General features: G+C 62.5%; 16 protein-coding genes. 4 read left to right on the top strand and 12 right to left on the bottom strand.

Going from position 1 to position 13,973, the window contains the following annotated elements:
* The 7 genes from lepB to rpoZ all read right to left on the bottom strand — a co-directional run bounded on the left by lepB (position 1) and on the right by rpoZ (position 5,975).
* Positions 1-750 (bottom strand): signal peptidase I, encoded by a 750-nt coding sequence (lepB, locus tag NKH42_RS27775; RefSeq protein WP_352508500.1) that lies wholly within the window; start codon positions 748-750, stop codon positions 1-3.
* Between the two features lie 77 nt (positions 751-827).
* Positions 828-1,241: a holo-ACP synthase gene (gene acpS / locus NKH42_RS27770; RefSeq protein ID WP_254820193.1), complete on the bottom strand. Its 414-nt coding sequence runs from the start codon at positions 1,239-1,241 to the stop codon at positions 828-830.
* Positions 1,238-1,819: a DUF2062 domain-containing protein gene (locus NKH42_RS27765; RefSeq protein ID WP_254820192.1), complete on the bottom strand. Its 582-nt coding sequence runs from the start codon at positions 1,817-1,819 to the stop codon at positions 1,238-1,240. Before NKH42_RS27765 ends, acpS begins: the two co-directional genes overlap by 4 nt.
* A 231-nt stretch (positions 1,820-2,050) precedes the next feature.
* Entirely contained in the window at positions 2,051-2,431 is a 381-nt protein-coding gene (locus NKH42_RS27760) for a VOC family protein (RefSeq protein WP_352753088.1), read from the bottom strand.
* Between the two features lie 95 nt (positions 2,432-2,526).
* On the bottom strand, positions 2,527-3,105 hold the full coding sequence (gene pyrE / locus NKH42_RS27755) for an orotate phosphoribosyltransferase (RefSeq protein ID WP_352508499.1): 579 nt from the start codon (positions 3,103-3,105) through the stop codon (positions 2,527-2,529).
* 128 nt (positions 3,106-3,233) lie between these two features.
* Positions 3,234-5,462, bottom strand: a complete 2,229-nt coding sequence (locus tag NKH42_RS27750; protein WP_254820189.1) for a RelA/SpoT family protein — start codon at positions 5,460-5,462, stop codon at positions 3,234-3,236.
* A 111-nt stretch (positions 5,463-5,573) separates the two neighbouring features.
* Positions 5,574-5,975, bottom strand: coding sequence for a DNA-directed RNA polymerase subunit omega (gene rpoZ, locus NKH42_RS27745; RefSeq protein WP_023677773.1), 402 nt, complete (start codon positions 5,973-5,975; stop codon positions 5,574-5,576).
* Positions 5,976-6,265: 290 nt separating this feature from the next.
* Here rpoZ and NKH42_RS27740 point away from each other — a divergent pair, with 290 nt between their 5' ends.
* Positions 6,266-6,847 carry a LabA-like NYN domain-containing protein gene (locus NKH42_RS27740; protein WP_292657898.1) on the top strand — a complete coding sequence of 194 codons (582 nt, stop codon included), beginning with the start codon at positions 6,266-6,268 and terminating at the stop codon, positions 6,845-6,847.
* Positions 6,844-7,521 carry a uracil-DNA glycosylase gene (locus tag NKH42_RS27735; RefSeq protein WP_352647302.1) on the top strand — a complete coding sequence of 226 codons (678 nt, stop codon included), beginning with the start codon at positions 6,844-6,846 and terminating at the stop codon, positions 7,519-7,521. The genes NKH42_RS27740 and NKH42_RS27735 overlap by 4 nt, the downstream gene beginning before the upstream one ends.
* A gap of 30 nt (positions 7,522-7,551) precedes the next feature.
* Here NKH42_RS27735 and NKH42_RS27730 read toward each other — a convergent pair whose 3' ends face one another.
* The 5 genes from NKH42_RS27730 to dapA form a co-directional block, all read right to left on the bottom strand.
* Entirely contained in the window at positions 7,552-7,683 is a 132-nt protein-coding gene (locus tag NKH42_RS27730) for a hypothetical protein (RefSeq protein ID WP_352508496.1), read from the bottom strand.
* Between the two features lie 4 nt (positions 7,684-7,687).
* Positions 7,688-8,071: a hypothetical protein gene (locus NKH42_RS27725; RefSeq protein WP_352753090.1), complete on the bottom strand. Its 384-nt coding sequence runs from the start codon at positions 8,069-8,071 to the stop codon at positions 7,688-7,690.
* Between the two features lie 97 nt (positions 8,072-8,168).
* Positions 8,169-8,897: a GH25 family lysozyme gene (locus NKH42_RS27720; RefSeq protein ID WP_352753092.1), complete on the bottom strand. Its 729-nt coding sequence runs from the start codon at positions 8,895-8,897 to the stop codon at positions 8,169-8,171.
* 103 nt (positions 8,898-9,000) lie between these two features.
* Complete coding sequence (gene smpB / locus NKH42_RS27715; RefSeq protein ID WP_023768487.1) at positions 9,001-9,480, bottom strand: SsrA-binding protein SmpB; 480 nt, start codon at positions 9,478-9,480, stop codon at positions 9,001-9,003.
* 25 nt (positions 9,481-9,505) lie between these two features.
* Complete coding sequence (gene dapA, locus NKH42_RS27710; RefSeq protein WP_352756397.1) at positions 9,506-10,387, bottom strand: 4-hydroxy-tetrahydrodipicolinate synthase; 882 nt, start codon at positions 10,385-10,387, stop codon at positions 9,506-9,508.
* A gap of 225 nt (positions 10,388-10,612) precedes the next feature.
* Between dapA and NKH42_RS27705 the strand changes: the two genes are divergently transcribed.
* Both NKH42_RS27705 and NKH42_RS27700 read left to right on the top strand, forming a co-directional pair.
* Positions 10,613-12,652, top strand: a complete 2,040-nt coding sequence (locus NKH42_RS27705) for a lytic transglycosylase domain-containing protein (RefSeq protein WP_352753099.1) — start codon at positions 10,613-10,615, stop codon at positions 12,650-12,652.
* A 311-nt stretch (positions 12,653-12,963) separates the two neighbouring features.
* Entirely contained in the window at positions 12,964-13,857 is an 894-nt protein-coding gene (locus tag NKH42_RS27700; RefSeq protein WP_352753095.1) for an alpha/beta fold hydrolase, read from the top strand.
* The last annotated feature ends 116 nt before the right edge of the window (positions 13,858-13,973 follow it).

The following is a 13,973-nucleotide window of genomic DNA, read 5'->3' as shown; positions in this document are numbered from 1 at the left end:
CTAATTGACGAAATGGAACAGGCGCGAGGCGCGCATCTGCGACGGCCATTTCCAGATTTCGAGCGGGCTGGCGCTGCCGCCGATCGAGAAGAAAATGAGGTTGGCGCGGCCGACCAAATTCTCGTCCGGCACGAAGCCGACGGTGAAGCGGCTGTCCGACGAGTTGTCGCGATTGTCGCCCATCATGAAATAGTGACCGGGCGGCACCTTGAACTCTTTGGTATTGTCGCCGATCGAAGCCTGCGTCAGGTCGAGCGTGTCGTAGCTGACGCCGTTCGGCAGCGTCTCGCGATAGACATCGACCGGCCCGTTCTCCTCGGTGATGTCGCGGTTGTCGATCTGCCCGACTTTGACGCGCGGCACGCCCACGTCGTTGATGAAGAGCTGGCCATCCTTGACCTGGATCTTGTCGCCCGGCAGGCCGACGACGCGCTTGATATAATCGACAGAAGGATCCGGCGGAAACTTGAACACCACCACGTCGCCGCGCTTCGGCTCGGAGCCCCAGATGCGGCCCGAAAAGATGTTCGGCCCGAACGGCAGCGAATAGCGGGAGAAGCCGTAGGACCACTTGGTGACGAAGAGATAGTCGCCTTCGAGCAAAGTCGGCCGCATCGACCCGGACGGGATCGAGAACGGCTGGAACAGGAGCGTGCGGATGACCAACGCAAGCAGCAGGGCCTGGACGATGACGCTGACGGTTTCGCCAAGTCCACCGGATTTCTTCTGGGTTTTTTCAGCCACGCTCATGTCGTCCTCGATTGTGCGTTGGATGGTATAGAGTCTCGGCGCGCGCTGGGCAACGTCATGCCGGTGGTCAGATGCAATCAATGTGGCGCTTCTTCGACCGGCAACGCTTCAATGATCACAAAGGCTTGAGCGAGCGGAAAATCATCGGTTATGGTGAGGTGGATCACGGCTCGGTGCCTTTCAGGCAGGATTTCGTCCAGCCGCGCTGCCGCCCCGTTGGTGAGCGCCATGGTCGGCTTGCCGCTGGCCAGGTTGACGACCCCCATGTCACGCCAGAACACACCCTGTGCAAGACCGGTGCCCAACGCCTTGGCGCAGGCCTCCTTGGCGGCGAAACGCTTGGCGTAGGAGGCCGCACGCGCCGCGCGGTTTTCAGAGCGCGCCTGTTCGATCTCGGTGTAGATGCGTTGGATGAAGCGCTGACCGTGACGTTCCAACGACTTCTCGATGCGTCTGATGTCGATGAGATCGCTGCCGATACCGATAATCATTCGGCGGGAACTTCCGGCCCGGTTTTTCCAGCCTTTGCCGCTCTTTCGGCCAGACGCTTGCGGCGCTGCTCCTGGAAAGTGACCATGCCCCAGCGGGTGATGCCGTAAAACAGCAGCCCGAAAACCAGGCCGAGCGGTATTGCGCCAACCGTCATCGGCTTCAGCACCGGTCCCCACAATTGCGCAAAGGAAAGATTGTGCAGCATGTCGCCGAGATGGGCAGGCGGTCCGTGTGCCGGCAGGTGTTCATGCAGGATCAGCTTGCCGACCTCCCAGGAGGCGGCCCATAGCAGCGGAAAGGTAAGGGGGTTGCCGAAGACCGTGCCGAGTGCTGCGGCAACCAGATTGCCGGCGATCAGCCAGCACAGGATGGCGGCAATGATGAAGTGGAAGCCAAGCGGGAAAAACGACGCGAATACGCCCGCCGCAACACCGGCGGCCACGGCATGCGGCGTGGCTCTAAGCCGCAGGATGCGCTTGGAAAAATACCGCAGCGAGCGCGAGAACGAGCGGCGCGGCCACAAATAAGTACGCACCCGCTCTAAGAAACCATCAGGCTTGCGCCGTCGAAAAAGCACTCTGTTCCTGTTCCTAGTTCCGTCAATAGCTTCACGCCGGCTTCTCCAGCCGGGCGCGACAGCCCCATGCTGCGCTCTGCGGTCGCCGAAAAGCAACTACGACTTTGATATAGCGATGCGCTGGCCGAAGAACAACGAGGCCGAGGGCATCCGCTCGGTGGCCGGTCGCGCCAGCCTTGGGTATCGCCGTTCTGAACAGGGCATGATCGCGGCGAATTTAAGGAGGGCCACTTAGGGTCGATATTCGCTGACCTCGACGAGATTGCCGTCCGGGTCACGAAAATAGACGGACATCATCGCGCCACGAGCGCCGGCACGCTCGACCGGGCCGACCTCTATCACCACGCCATTGGCGGCGAGGTTGGCACATATCTCGGCGAGCGGACGGGCGGCAATCAAGCAGAAATCTCCGGAGCCCGGGGTCGGCGCCTCGGCCTTCGGCTCGAAGGTGTGCCCGACCTCATGCACATTGATCTTTTGCGTTCCAAACAGCAGCGCCGTCGGCCGGTCCGGCTCGTCGAGGCGCTTGAAGCCAAGCACGCGCTGATAGAAGGCGCAGGTGTCTTCAACGGAGCGAACCGTCAGCACGAAATGGTCGATACCAGCAATCACGGCAGCGCCTCTTGACTTGTTTTATGCATTTCTTTGTCCCAAAACCGCTGCACATGCTCGGTTCAAGCCCGAGGATAAGCTTTGGGCGACATGCATTAGATATTGCGGCTGCCCGGCTTGATCGCCGGTAGGGCGGCAAGCTCGGGCGGCAGCCTGTCGGCCGGATAGGCCGGAACCTCGTATTCGGCGAGCGCGATCAGCGGCACGCCGACATCGGTCTTGCCGGCCGAGCGGTCAATGATGCACGCAGCGGCAACGACATCGGCGCCAAGTGCGCGCAGACAGTCGATGGTCTCGCGGATCGACAGGCCGGTGGTGACGATGTCCTCGACAATGACGACGCGCGATCCCTTGGCGATCTCGAAGCGGCGCAGCCTGAATTCGCCCCCTTCCCGCTCGACCCAGATCGCCGGCACACCAAGATGGCGCGAGGTCTCATAGGCCGGGATCAGCCCGCCGATCGCCGGGCCGACGACGTAGTCGATCCTGCCGGGCACGCCAGTGCGGATCTTTTCGGCGAGCGCCTTGCACAAGCGCTCGGTCTTGTCGGCATGCATGAAAACGCGCGCCTTCTGCAGGAAGACCGGGCTGCGCAGGCCGGACGTCAGGATGAAATGCCCTTCAAGAACGGCGCCGGCCTCGCGGAAAATGCCCAGCACTTCGTCGGTGTTCATCTTTCACTCCATGCCCATGGTGAATGTGAATGGTGAATTGTAGTGAGTAGTGAGTGCACTCTCTTTCACTATTCACTATTCACTATTCACTATTCACTATTCACTATTCACTATTCACTATTCACTATTCACCCATTCACGCGTCGCGCGTCGCTGACGCTCGAATTGTCCTTTAGCTGCGACAGCAGCCTGTTCAAGTGCTTGAGGTCCCACACTTCGAGATCGATCAGCATTTCGGTGAAATCGGGCGCGGTGCGCACCATCGACAAAGTGTGGATGTTGGCATCGTTGGATGCGACGACTTGCGCAATGTCGGCTAGCGAACCCGGCGCGTTGATGGCGGTGACCGAGACGCGCGCCGGGAACCGCTCCTTGGTGCGCTCGTCAATATCCCAGCGCACGTCGATCCAGCGCTCGGGCTGGTCGTCAAAGGCCTGCAACGCCGGCGACTGGATCGGATAGATGGTGATACCGGTTCCCGGCTGCACGATGCCGACGATGCGATCGCCTGGCACTGCCCCTTCCGGCGCGAAGCGCACCGGCAAATCGCCGCGCACACCGCGGATCGGCACCGCATCGTCGCGCGGCTGGTTTTTATCCTTGCGCGCGGCGCGGCCCGGAATCTGGAACAGCATGCCGGCGGCATTGCGGATCTTCGACCAGCCCTCCTCGCGCTGCTTGGGCGCGACCAGCGTGACGCGCTCGTCCTTGTAGTCGGGAAACACCGCCTTCATGACATCGGTGGAGGCAACTTCGCCTCGGCCGACCGCGGCCAGCACATCCTCGATGTCCTTGCGCGCGAGGCGGTGCAGCACCGGCTTCAGGCTTTCCTTGGTGAAGGTCTTGCCGGACCGTTCGAAGGCGCGCTCCAGAATGCGGATACCGAGACCTGAATATTGCTTCCGAATAGCGTTCTTGGTGGCGCGGCGGATGGCCGACCGCGCCTTGCCGGTAACCACCACCGATTCCCATGCCGCAGGCGGCACCTGCGCCTTCGAGCGGATGATCTCAACCTCGTCGCCGTTCTTCAGCTCCGTCATCAGCGGCATGATGCGGCCATTGACCTTGGCGCCGACGCAAGTGTCGCCGACATCGGTGTGGACGGCATAGGCAAAGTCGATCGGCGTGGCGCCGCGCGGCAGCGCGATCAGCATGCCCTTCGGCGTAAAGCAGAACACCTGGTCCTGGAACAGTTCCAGCTTGGTGTTTTCGAGGAAGTCCTCGGGGTTGTCGCCTTCGGCAAGCTGCTCGATGGTGCGCCGCAGCCAGGCATAGGCATTGGTTTCCTTCGAGATCGCATGGGCGGCACCATTCATCTTGCCGCCGGTATCCTTATAGATCGAATGAGCGGCGACGCCGTATTCGGCGATCTTGTTCATCTGGTAGGTGCGGATCTGCAATTCGACGCGCTGGCGCGACGGGCCGACGATGGTGGTGTGGATCGAGCGGTAGTCGTTCTGCTTCGGCGTGGAGATGTAGTCCTTGAAGCGGCCGGGCACCATCGACCAGGTGGTGTGGATGGCGCCGAGCGCCCGGTAGCAGTCCTCGACGGTATCGACGACGACGCGAAAGCCGAAGATGTCGGACAGCTGCTCGAACGACAACGCCTTGGCTTCCATCTTGCGGAACACCGACCACGGCTTCTTCTGCCGGCTCTTGACCTCGGCCTTGATCGAATATTTGTCGAACAGCGTGGAGAGCGCCTTCTCGATTTCGGACAGCACGCCCTTGTTGCGCTCGAAAATTTCGGCCAGCCGTGCGGTGACGGCGCGGTAGGCTTCCGGATTGATGAAGCGGAAGGCGATCTCCTCGAGCTCCTCGCGCATGCCTTGCATGCCCATGCGCCCGGCCAGCGGCGCATAGATATCCATCGTTTCCTCGGCGATGCGCAGGCGCTTGGCTTCCGGCACATGGTCGAGCGTGCGCATGTTGTGCAGGCGGTCGGCGAGCTTGACGAGCAGCACGCGAACGTCTTCCGAGATCGCCAGCAACAGCTTGCGTAGGTTCTCCGCCTGCTCGGCCTTTTTGGAGACGAGGTCGAGCTTCTTCAGCTTGGTCAAGCCTTCGACCAGCTTGCCCATTTCCGGGCCGAACAATTCGTCGATCTCGGCCCTGGTCGCCGTGGTGTCCTCGATCGTGTCATGCAGCAAGGCAACGGCGATCGTCGCCTCGTCCATATGCATTTCGGTGAGGATGGCGGCGACTTCGAGCGGATGCGAGAAATAGGGATCGCCGGAAGCGCGCTTCTGGTGGCCATGCTTCTGCATGGCGTAGACATAGGCCTTGTTGAGCAGCGCCTCGTTGACGTCAGGCTTGTAGCGCTGGACGCGCTCGACAAGCTCATACTGACGCATCATGGGCGGGATCTCGCAATGCTGAAATGAATCATGCGCCGCACTGGCGTACGGCGCATGTCATAGATAGCCACGAAACTGCCGACGCGAAAGTGTCGGCAGTTGTCGCTAAGATCAATAATCGTCGCTTTTTTCCGGCGGCACCAAACCTTCGATGCCGGCCAACAGGTCTTCTTCGGTCATGCGATCGAAGGTGACGTTGTCCTCGGCGTCGTCGGCATCGGTGGCCGCAACGGCGCTGCCGGTCTGGTCGGCAATCGCCTCGCCATCGGCTTCCGGCTCATCGACCTCGACATGCTTCTGCAGCGAATGGATGAGATCTTCCTTGAGGTCGTCCGGCGACAGCGTCTCTTCGGCGATTTCGCGGAGCGCAACGACCGGGTTCTTGTCGTTGTCGCGCGGTACGGTGATCTGCGCGCCCTGGCTGATCTGACGGGCGCGGTGGCCGGCCAGGAGCACCAGCTCGAAGCGGTTGTCGACCTTGTCGATGCAATCTTCAACGGTTACGCGGGCCATGAGTTGCCCCTTTCATGCCTGGATTTAATGGAAAACAGGCGCGGTCCATAACCCGAACGCCGCCAAAATACAAGCTTTTATGGCGGTGCGCAGCTCCGACGCGGGCCGCCTGCGACGACACAGCGCCGATCACAATTGCTTGCAGTGCGGCATGGCGCCTTGGATTGCCGTAAAACTGGCGTTATCTCGAACAATGAAGGCCAACAGGTCTATTATCAGACCGGTATCAGACTGGCCGGTAGTCGCGACGCATTTAGACGACCGCTTATTTCGAAAAAGGACATTTTTCCATGTTCGATCCTCGTGAAAAAATCGCTCTCTTTATCGACGGTGCAAATCTCTACGCCACCTCGCGCGCGCTGGGTTTTGACATCGACTACCGCAAACTTTTGTCGAGCTTCCAGAAACGCGGCTATCTGCTGCGCGCCTATTACTACACCGCGCTGGTCGAGGATCAGGAATACTCCTCGATACGTCCGCTGATCGACTGGCTCGATTATAACGGCTTCAAGGTGGTGACCAAGCCGGCCAAGGAATTCACCGACTCGACCGGCCGGCGCAAGATCAAGGGCAATATGGATATCGAGCTGACCGTCGATGCGCTGGAGCTTGCCGACGTCGTCGACCATTATGTCATCTTCTCAGGCGACGGCGATTTCCGTACGCTGGTCGAGGCGCTGCAGCGGCGCGGGCGCAAGGTGTCGATCGTCTCGACGATGGCGTCGCAGCCGCCGATGATCTCCGACGATCTGCGCCGCCAGGCCGACCATTTCATTGACCTGATGACACTCAAGAACGAAGTCGGCCGCGATCCGTCGGAGCGGCCGGTGCGTCGGCCCGAACCGGCCGAAGTCGACGAGGAAGACTATTGACGGTCGTTGCCTTGACCGCGCCCCTGGTCGTCTCGCCCGAACCCGATCGCGATTGCCCGCTCTGCCCGCGGCTGCACGACTTCATCGCCGAGTGGCGGCGGCGCGAGCCGTCCTGGTTCAACGCGCCAGTGCCGACCTTTTTGCCGCCGGAAGGCGAGGATGCGGTGCGCTTGCTGATCGTCGGCCTGGCGCCTGGCCTGCGCGGGGCGAACCGGACGGGGCGCCCCTTCACCGGCGATTTTGCCGGCGACCTGCTCTACAACACGCTGATCGCGCACGGCTTTGCGCGCGGCGAATTCAAAGCGCGACCAGATGACGGGCTGGAGCTTGTCGGTTCGGCGATTACCAATGCGGTGCGCTGCGTGCCGCCGGATAACAAGCCGGTTGGCGCCGAGATAGCGACCTGCCGGACGTTCCTGGTACCGACGATTGCGCGGTTTCCAAATCTGCGCGCTGTGCTGGCGCTGGGCTCGATCGCGCACCAGTCGACCGTGCGGGCGCTCGGCCAACGCGTTGCCGCCTATCCGTTCCGGCATGGTGGGCAGCAGCAGGCCAATGGCATCACGCTGTTTTCCAGCTATCATTGCTCGCGCTACAACACCAATACCGGCGTGTTGACGGAAGCGATGTTCGTCGACGTCTTCAGTCAGATAGAAGCTTTTCTGAAGACATAGAGTCGGACGAGGCCCGCCAGGGCACGAGCCTTAGATTCGGGCGATCGCAAACAACCAGGCCAGGAGATCCAGCAACCACAGAAACAGTGCAAGCTGCAGCGCGACGCGCAGGCGTTGGATGATCCGCCAATTGCTGGCCATGTCGGATTTGATGCGCAGCAAGCGCTCATTGCATCCCGTCCACGGTTGCGGGAGGGTGCTGGTCGACGAAGTCCTGGGGCAGCTTCTTGGGATCGAAACGGAACGTATAGTTATAATACGGCCACAACATAATCGCGACCAGCAGTCCGATCAGAAAAAGCAACGTCAGTGCCAGCCAGTCCCAAGGCCCTACGCCATCCAGGAGCGCCCTGCCTCTAAGGAGAGAACTCGCGAACGCAGTTGCGAAAATCAGATTGCCGGCGCGCGTATTGAGACTTTCAACCACGCCCTGCTGGTGTTGGAGGCCACGCACCGCCTCCGCGTAGACAAATGCCAGGCGGGGGTCGCCGCCGTCCGTCGCTGCAGGCGGGGCGTTGCTGTCGTTGGTTGATGAAGGGCGCTCCGGCATCAAATGTACTTAGCACAGCGCCACCTGCGATATGAATTGGCGAAGGCTTCGTCGTCATCGCGCCACTGAGGGTGCTTTCGGGCGGACAGGAATAGTGTCAATCCGACGCCGTCGCTTCAGGCGCTGCGGCAAACAACGCGGCCAGCGTCGCCGGCCCGCCTTGGAGAACATTCAGGTCGACGTCGCCGCTGATGCCGTCGACGCGGCCCCGGTTGTGGTACTGCCAGTAAATCCAGGCGTCATGGCCTGGCCGCAGCGCCAGCGAACGCAGCCAGCGCGGGCGGCCGGCTACCTGCCCGGCATAGGCTTGGGCGGCCTCGTCGGTCACATAGAGGATCGCCGTCTTGCCGAACGCTGCTTCGACCGGGCCGAGGAAGGCTGAGAGTTCGGCGCTCAGCTGTTCGGGAGTTGGCCGCTGCGGGCAATTGCCGCCGAACTCGATGTCTACCACCGGCGGCAGCAAAGGCTGATCGCGCGGCACCACCGAGATGAAGTTGCGTGCCTGATCGGCACCCGGCCTGCAGAAGGTGAAAAAGTGATAGGCGCCGACGGCAAGGCCGGCGGCGCGGGCCGCACGCAAATTGCCCGCGAAGGCATCGTCGACATGGTCGCCGCCTTCAGTTGCCTTGATAACGGCGAAGGCGACATCGTCGGCGGCAACACGCCGCCAGTCGATCTGCCGCTGATGGTGGGAAACGTCGATGCCCCTGATCGGATATTTGCCGCGATCCGGAGAAAACGTCTGAAAGTAGGTATAGCCGCCGGCCAGGATGAGGCCCGCCATGAGCAGACCGGCAGCACCCCACAAGACGATCCGGTTTTTCAACAGAGACCTATCCCCATTGGTCCGCCCTGCCCGCCGCTATGGCTCCGGGCGTTCGTCGCTCGAAAAGCCAAATCATTGGCTTTCCTCCGCTTCGGACCGCCCCTCACCCTCGCTCTTTCAGCAGCCGGCCCTTCTCGCGCGACCAGTCGCGCTGCTTTTCGGTCTCGCGCTTGTCGTGCAGCTTCTTGCCGCGGCCAACGGCGAGCAGCAGCTTGGCACGGCCCTGGTCGTTGAAGTAGATCTTCAGCGGCACCAGCGTCATGCCTTCGCGGTCGACGCTTTGCGCCAGCTTGGCCATCTCGCGCTTGTTGAGCAGGAGCTTGCGGCGGCGGCGTGGCTCGTGGTTAAAGCGGTTGGCCTGCAGGTATTCCGGCAAATAGGAATTGATCAGCCAGATCTCGCCGCCCTCGACCGATGCGTAGCTGTCCTGGATGTTGGCCTGGCCCTGGCGCAGCGACTTCACCTCGGTGCCGGTCAGCACAAGACCGGCCTCGATCGTGTCGAGCACCTCATAGGAAAACCGCGCCTTGCGGTTTTCCGCAACGGTCTTGTTGTTGGGATCGGCTTTTCTGACTTGATTCATGATGCGGAGAGGTGGCGCCTCATCCCTAGTTTATCAAGCCGGCGTGCTTCATCGCTGCGTCGATCTTCTCGGCGGTCGACAGATCGACCGTCATTAGCGGCGAGCGCAGCACGTTTTCGACCTTGCCCAGCTTCGACAGCGCATATTTCGCGCCCGAAACGCCGGGCTCCATGAAAATCGCCTTGTGCAGCGGCAACAGACGGTCCTGCAGGTCGAGCGCCTTGGCACTGTCGCCGGAAAGCGTTGCCTCCTGGAATTCGGCGCAGAGCCTGGGCGCGACATTTGCTGTCACCGAGATGCAACCGACACCGCCATGCGCGTTGAAGCCGAGTGCCGAGGCGTCTTCGCCGGAGAGTTGGATGAAATCCTTGCCGCAGGTGGCGCGCTGCTCTGAAACCCGCTCGACCTTGCCGGTGGCATCCTTGACGCCGACGATGTTCTTGAAGTCGTGCACCAATTGCCCCATCGTCTCCGGACTCATGTCGACCACCGAGCGCGGTGGAATGTTGTAGATGATGATCGGCAGGCTGGTCGCCTTGGCGACGGCGGCGAAATGCGCATAGAGGCCGCGCTGCGTCGGCCTGTTGTAATAGGGCGTGACGACAAGGGCCGCGTCGGCGCCCGCCTTCTCGGCATACTGAACCAGGCCGACCGCCTCTTCGGTATTGTTGGAGCCGGCGCCGGCGACGACCGGAACCCGGCCCTTGGCGACCTCGATGCAAACCTTGACGACTTGGCGGTGCTCGTCATGCGACAGCGTCGGCGACTCGCCGGTGGTGCCGACCGGGACCACGCCCGTCGTGCCTTCCGCGATCTGCCAGGCTATGAACGCGCGAAAGGCTTTCTCGTCGAAACGGCCGCTCTTTTCGAACGGTGTGACGAGCGCGGTCAGCGAGCCTCTCAGCATGTCGTCCAACTCCTTGGGGCCTTTCGGGTTTTGTCGTGCGCGCCTTCTAGCCGAAAGCGAAGCGGCGCACCATAGTCTCGACATTGTTGCGCGGCAAGCATTGCGCCGGCAATCGTAATTCGAACGACCTCAAAGATTTTCTTTACGGGCCCTTCACCACCGACGAATAGGCTTCGGTTCAACTGTGCCTGCTGTAACGTCGAAGAACAGGAAATGACCAGATCCATGCCGGCCAGGCGGCCTCATCTTTTCGCGCTTTTCGGCGCGATCGTACCGCTGATACCCGGCGCGGCGATCGGCGGCAGCGTCGATGTGCGGGTCACGTCGGCGATCCCGATGACGGCGCCTGACAACGATGCGCTGCAGCAGTCCCCGTCGCCGTCCGCCAGCGTTGCGATGCTGAAGAGCGGTCTCGACGCGCTGGCGGCAAACGACATTCAGCGCGCGCGCCAGGTGCGCGAGGCGCTGCCGGCCAAATCGCTCGATCGGCACATCCTTGCCTGGGCGATAGCGCTCTATGGCGGCGACCAGGTGCCGAGCGGCGACATCGCCGATGCCGCGAAGATGCTGCCGAACTGGCCGGGCACGATCGCCTTGCGCAAGAACAGCGAGCGCGCGCTCTATCGCGAGAACCCCGCGCCACATGTCGTGGTGCGGGCGTTCGACGGCAGCCAGCCGCTGACCTTCGAAGGCGTGGTGATCCTGGCCCGCTCCTATGTAGCGCTGGGCGATACGAAGGCGGCGCGCTCGGTGCTGTCGCCATTCTGGCGCACCGAAAAGCTCGAAGCCAGGGACGAGGCGGCGGTCATCCGCGAGTTCGGCGCGCTGATCCCGGCCGCTGACCATCGCTTCCGCATGGAGCGCATGTTCTATGCCGACCGGGTCGCTTCGGCGCTGCGCGTCGCCGGTCTCGCCGGCGCCCAGCAATTGGCCGACGCCTGGGCGGCAGTCACCAAAGGCGACAAGAACGCGGCCAAGCTGCTGAAGGCGGTGCCGACAGCGCAGCGGGCGGCCGGCTATCTCTTTGCCGAAGCCGAATATCTGCGCAAGCAGCAGAAATTTTCCGACGCCGCCGCGCTGGTGATGAAAGCGCCGGGCGACCGTGACGCGCTGGTCGATCCGGACGCCTGGTGGGTCGAGCGCCGGGTGCTGTCGCGCGAGCTGGTCGACCAGGGCGACATGAAGACCGCCTACAGAATAGTCGCCGCGCACGCCGCCGAAAGTGCCGCCAATGCCGCCGAGGCGGAATTCCACGCCGGCTGGTACGCGCTGCGCGGCCTCAACGATCCCGGCACCGCCGCCAAGCATTTTGCGCGAATCGCGGAGCTCGCCCAAGGGCCGATGTCGCTGTCGCGCGCCTATTACTGGCTCGGCCGCGCTGCCGAAGTCGGCGGGCCCGGCAATGCGAAGGATTATTTCAGCCGCGCCGCCAGCTACGGCACGACCTTTTACGGCCAACTCGCAGGCGAGCGCGTCGGCCGGCAGACCCTCAACATCGTCTACCCCCAGCCAAGTGCCGCCGACCGCCGGAATTTTGCCACCCGCGAGGCGGTCAGCGCCATCAAGCGGCTGCAGGAGGCCGGCTATGACCGCTACGCCGAAACGCTCTACCGCGACCTTGCCGGGCAGCTGAACAGCCCCGGCGAACTGGCGCTGCTTGCGGCGCTGGCGGAAAGACAAGGCAACCATTTCATGGCGCTGAAGGTCGGCAAGATCGCCGGCGCCCGCGGCATCGACGTCGGCGCGCTGTCGCATCCGCTCGGCGTCATTCCCGACACCGCCAACGTCTCCGGCTCGGGCAAGGCGCTGGCCTATGCGATTGCCCGCCAGGAAAGCGAGTTCAACATCGGCGCTGTCTCCAGCGCCGGCGCGCGCGGACTGCTGCAGCTGATGCCGGGCACGGCCAAGCAATTGGCGAAGAAGGCCGGCATGACATTTTCTCAGGCCCGGCTGACCACCGATGCCGGCTACAATGCAACGCTCGGCGCTGCCTTTCTCGGCGAGCAGCTCGGCCGTTTCGATGGCTCCTACGTGCTGACCTTCGCAGGCTACAATGCCGGCCCCACCCGCGCCGCCCAGTGGGTGGCGAAATACGGCGATCCGCGTGGCAAGGACGTTGACGCCATCGTCGACTGGATTGAGCGAATTCCCTATACGGAAACAAGAAGTTACGTCCAGCGCGTGATGGAGAATTACGAGGTCTACAAGATGCGCATTTCCGGCAAATACGACATTGTCGGGGATCTGGTGAACGGCCGGGGGTGACGACCGGGCCTCAAGCCAAGTCAGGCTGCGATCCTTCGCGCCCCCTGTCCTGCCGGACATTTCCCCCTCTAGTGGGGAGATTGGCAGCTTCGCTGAGGGGTACTTTTCCGCAACTTGGGATGTTATCGAAACGGAGATGATGGCCGATCTCCCCCTTGAGGGCCCTCGTGGAGGAGAAGTCCGGCAGGACAGAGGGGGCGCTGTCCCGCCGACATCTCGAAGATTCTCAGCGCCGACGCTTCGATTTGACCACCCCTGCCCTCGCCTGTAGCAGTCGGGAACGATCCGGCAACTGCGAGGAAGCGGTCCATATGGCAATCGAGCAGGGTTTTTCCGATTTCTTCTACGCCGCGCCGGACGGGCTGTCCCTGCACGCCCGCATCTACGGCGAAGCGAATTCCGGCCATTGGCCAGTCGTTTGCCTGCCCGGCCTGACCCGCAATTGCCGTGATTTCCACGAGCTGGCGCTTTATCTGTCGACGCGGGCGAAGCGCAAGGTCGTCGCTTTCGACTGTCGCGGGCGCGGGCAGTCCGCCTACGATGCCGATATCGGCCACTACAATGTCGGCACCGAAGCGGGTGATATTCTCGCCGGGCTGGCAGCACTCGGCATCGAAGAGGCTGCCTTCATCGGCACGTCGCGCGGCGGACTGATCGTCCACGTGCTCGGGGCGATGCGGCCGGCCGTGCTGAAGGCCATCGTCTTCAACGACATCGGCCCGGTGATCGAGCCGCAAGGTCTCGCCCATATCCGCTCCTATCTCAACCCCATGCCAAGGCCGAAGACGTACGCCGAGGTGGTCCGCGACCTGCGCAGCATCCATGGCGCGGATTTTCCGGCGCTGACCGATGCGGATTGGGAGCGGATGGCGTCAGCCCTCTACCGCGAGACCAAGGAGGGATTTCTGCCCGACTTCGACCCGAAACTGGTCGACACGCTGGCGGGCCTAGACCTCACTCAGCCGGTGCCTGATCTGTGGCCGCAGTTCGACGCGCTGGCGGCGGTCCCGATGCTCGTCATACGCGGCGCCAACTCGAAGCTGCTGTCCGCGGAAACACTCGAGCAGATGCGCACGCGCCATGCCGACATCGAAACGATCACGGTCGACGGCCAGGGGCATGCACCGTTCTTGGAGTCCGGGATCCTGCCGGGCAGGATCGCTGGTTTTTTCGAGCGGGCGGAGCGGCTGCGCGGTTGGAAGTAAAGCTCGAGAACTGAGGAATTTATTGGGCAGTGCTGCACCGACTGTGAGCGGCCCGAGACATAGGTGACGATTTGTACCGGACACATAGGTAACACTTTTCGGTTTTTGCCGGGAGG

This window comes from Mesorhizobium sp. M1142 (assembly GCF_040318565.1).
GTDB lineage: Bacteria > Pseudomonadota > Alphaproteobacteria > Rhizobiales > Rhizobiaceae > Mesorhizobium.
This window is presented reverse-complemented; position numbering and strand designations above follow the sequence as displayed.

Excerpts from the sequence above, each read along its gene's own strand:
- lepB (WP_352508500.1), bottom strand. The coding sequence starts at position 750 with ATGAGCGTGGCTGAAAAAACCCAGAAGAAATCCGGTGGACTTGGCGAA.
- acpS (WP_254820193.1), bottom strand. The coding sequence starts at position 1,241 with ATGATTATCGGTATCGGCAGCGATCTCATCGACATCAGACGCATCGAG.
- pyrE (WP_352508499.1), bottom strand. The coding sequence starts at position 3,105 with ATGAACACCGACGAAGTGCTGGGCATTTTCCGCGAGGCCGGCGCCGTT.
- NKH42_RS27750 (WP_254820189.1), bottom strand. The coding sequence starts at position 5,462 with ATGATGCGTCAGTATGAGCTTGTCGAGCGCGTCCAGCGCTACAAGCCT.
- rpoZ (WP_023677773.1), bottom strand. The coding sequence starts at position 5,975 with ATGGCCCGCGTAACCGTTGAAGATTGCATCGACAAGGTCGACAACCGC.
- NKH42_RS27740 (WP_292657898.1), top strand. The coding sequence starts at position 6,266 with ATGTTCGATCCTCGTGAAAAAATCGCTCTCTTTATCGACGGTGCAAAT.
- NKH42_RS27725 (WP_352753090.1), bottom strand. The coding sequence starts at position 8,071 with ATGCCGGAGCGCCCTTCATCAACCAACGACAGCAACGCCCCGCCTGCA.
- smpB (WP_023768487.1), bottom strand. The coding sequence starts at position 9,480 with ATGAATCAAGTCAGAAAAGCCGATCCCAACAACAAGACCGTTGCGGAA.
- dapA (WP_352756397.1), bottom strand. The coding sequence starts at position 10,387 with ATGCTGAGAGGCTCGCTGACCGCGCTCGTCACACCGTTCGAAAAGAGC.
- NKH42_RS27705 (WP_352753099.1), top strand. The coding sequence starts at position 10,613 with ATGCCGGCCAGGCGGCCTCATCTTTTCGCGCTTTTCGGCGCGATCGTA.
- NKH42_RS27700 (WP_352753095.1), top strand. The coding sequence starts at position 12,964 with ATGGCAATCGAGCAGGGTTTTTCCGATTTCTTCTACGCCGCGCCGGAC.